This is a genomic window from Micromonospora sp. NPDC052213 (genome assembly GCF_040679695.1).
Taxonomy (GTDB): domain Bacteria; phylum Actinomycetota; class Actinomycetes; order Mycobacteriales; family Micromonosporaceae; genus Micromonospora.
Genome location: NZ_JBFAVI010000339.1, coordinates 1 through 1,819, shown reverse-complemented (window position 1 = coordinate 1,819; position 1,819 = coordinate 1). Strand labels below are relative to the sequence as shown.

The following is a 1,819-nucleotide window of genomic DNA, read 5'->3' as shown; positions in this document are numbered from 1 at the left end:
TGTGCGTCGACCAGGGACCCTTGCACACGCGGGCGTCAGCCCTTGACGGCGCCGGCCACCAGGCCCGAGACCATCCGCCGCTGCACCAGCAGGAAGAAGATGATCACCGGCAGGGTGAACAGCGTGGAGGCGGCCATCACGGGCCCCCAGGCGGTGTCGTCGCGGCCGAAGAAGAACGTCATCGCGACCGGCAGGGTGTAGCTCTCCTGGTCGTTGATGAAGGTCAGCGCGAAGATCAGCTCGTTCCAGGCGGTGATGAACGAGAAGATGCTCGTCGCCACCAGGCCGGGGGCCACCAGCGGGAAGAGGACCTTCCGGAAGGTCTGCGCCCGGCTCGCCCCGTCGATGGCGGCGGCCTCCTCCAGCTCCTTCGGCACGGCGGCGACGAAGCCCCGCAGCATCCAGACCGCGAACGGCAGCGAGAAGCCGAGGTAGGTGAGGATCAGGCTGGGCAGGGTGTTGTAGAGCCCGAGCCGCTGGATCATCAGGAACAGCGGGATGACCAGCGCCTCCAGCGGGATCATCTGCACCACCAGCAGCATGATCAGGAACGACGTCCGCAGCTTGAACCGGAACCGGGCCACGGCGGTGGCGGCGAGCAGCGCGACCAGGCCGCTGAGCAGCACCGTGGAGACCGCGACCAGCGCGCTGTTGAGGAAGAAGTCGGCGAAGGTCACGCCCGGGATCAGGTTGCCGGTGAGGATCTGCCGGTAGTGCTCCAGCGTCGGCTCGGACGGCACCGGCCGGGGCGTGGACGAGAAGATCTCCGAACTCGGCTTCAGCGAGGTGGCGATCATCCAGTAGACCGGGAACGCGGCGAAGAGCGCGACCAGCAGCCCCGCGCCGTTGAGGGCGATCCGCTTCACGCCTGCACCGCCTCCACGTCGCGTCACGCGTCCTCCTCCTGCTTGAGCACCATGCGGACGTAGAGGCCGGTCACCACCAGCAGGATCAGGGTGAGGATAACCGCGATCGCCGCGCCGAGGCCGTACTTGGGCGGGGGCGAGAACGCCTCCGCGTACGAGTAGATGGAGAGCATGAACGTCGGCCGGTCCTGCGTGCCGCCGGCCAGCACGAACTGCTGGGTGAAGACCTTGAAGTCCCAGATGGTGGAGAGCACGATCAGGATCCCGAACACCGGCCGCAGCAGCGGGAAGGTGATCTTCCAGAACACCGTCCACGGCCCGGCGCCGTCGACCCGCGCCGCCTCGTGCAGCTCGCTCGGCACGCTCTTCAGCCCGGCCAGCACGCTCACCGCGATGAACGGGAACGAGTGCCAGACCACCACCAGGGTCAGGATCGAGAAGAACAACAGAGGCGAGTTGAACCAGCCGTAGCCGGTCCAGTCGCTGCGCCCGAAGAGGCTCTGCGAAAGCCCGTCGGGCAGCGCGTTGAACAGCCAGGTGACCAGGCCACTGGTGTCGTCGAAGATCCACTTCCAGACGATCGTGCCGGTCAGCGCCGGGGTGGCCCAGGCGAGCATCACGCAACTGGCGACGAAGGTGGCCATCCGCTTGCCGAGCCGGTTGAGCAGCAGCCCGACCAGGGTGCCCAGGATCATGGTGAGCACGACGTTGGCGGCGGCGAAGAGGACGGTGTTGCGCAGCACCGTCAGGAAGAACGGGTCGCCGAGGATCTCGGTGTAGTTGCCGAGCCCCACCCACGGCCACTCGCGGTCACCGCGCAGTTGGCGGACGTTGTTGAGCTGGTGGAAGGACATCACCACCACCTGGCCGAGCGGCCAGAGCAGCAGCACGCCGATGATCACCAGGCAGGGCAGGAGCAGCAGGTAGGGCAGGCGGTCCACCCGGCGGCGCCC

The 1,819-nt window shown here is 67.6% G+C and carries 2 protein-coding genes; both read right to left on the bottom strand.

Annotated elements, in window-relative coordinates:
• Positions 1–35: 35 nt before the first annotated feature.
• On the bottom strand, positions 36–866 hold the full coding sequence (locus AB0L34_RS33720) for a carbohydrate ABC transporter permease (RefSeq protein ID WP_350710906.1): 831 nt from the start codon (positions 864–866) through the stop codon (positions 36–38).
• 23 nt (positions 867–889) lie between these two features.
• Positions 890–1,819 (bottom strand): sugar ABC transporter permease (locus AB0L34_RS33715; protein ID WP_363709713.1); only part of this gene is annotated, 930 nt, incomplete at its 5' end.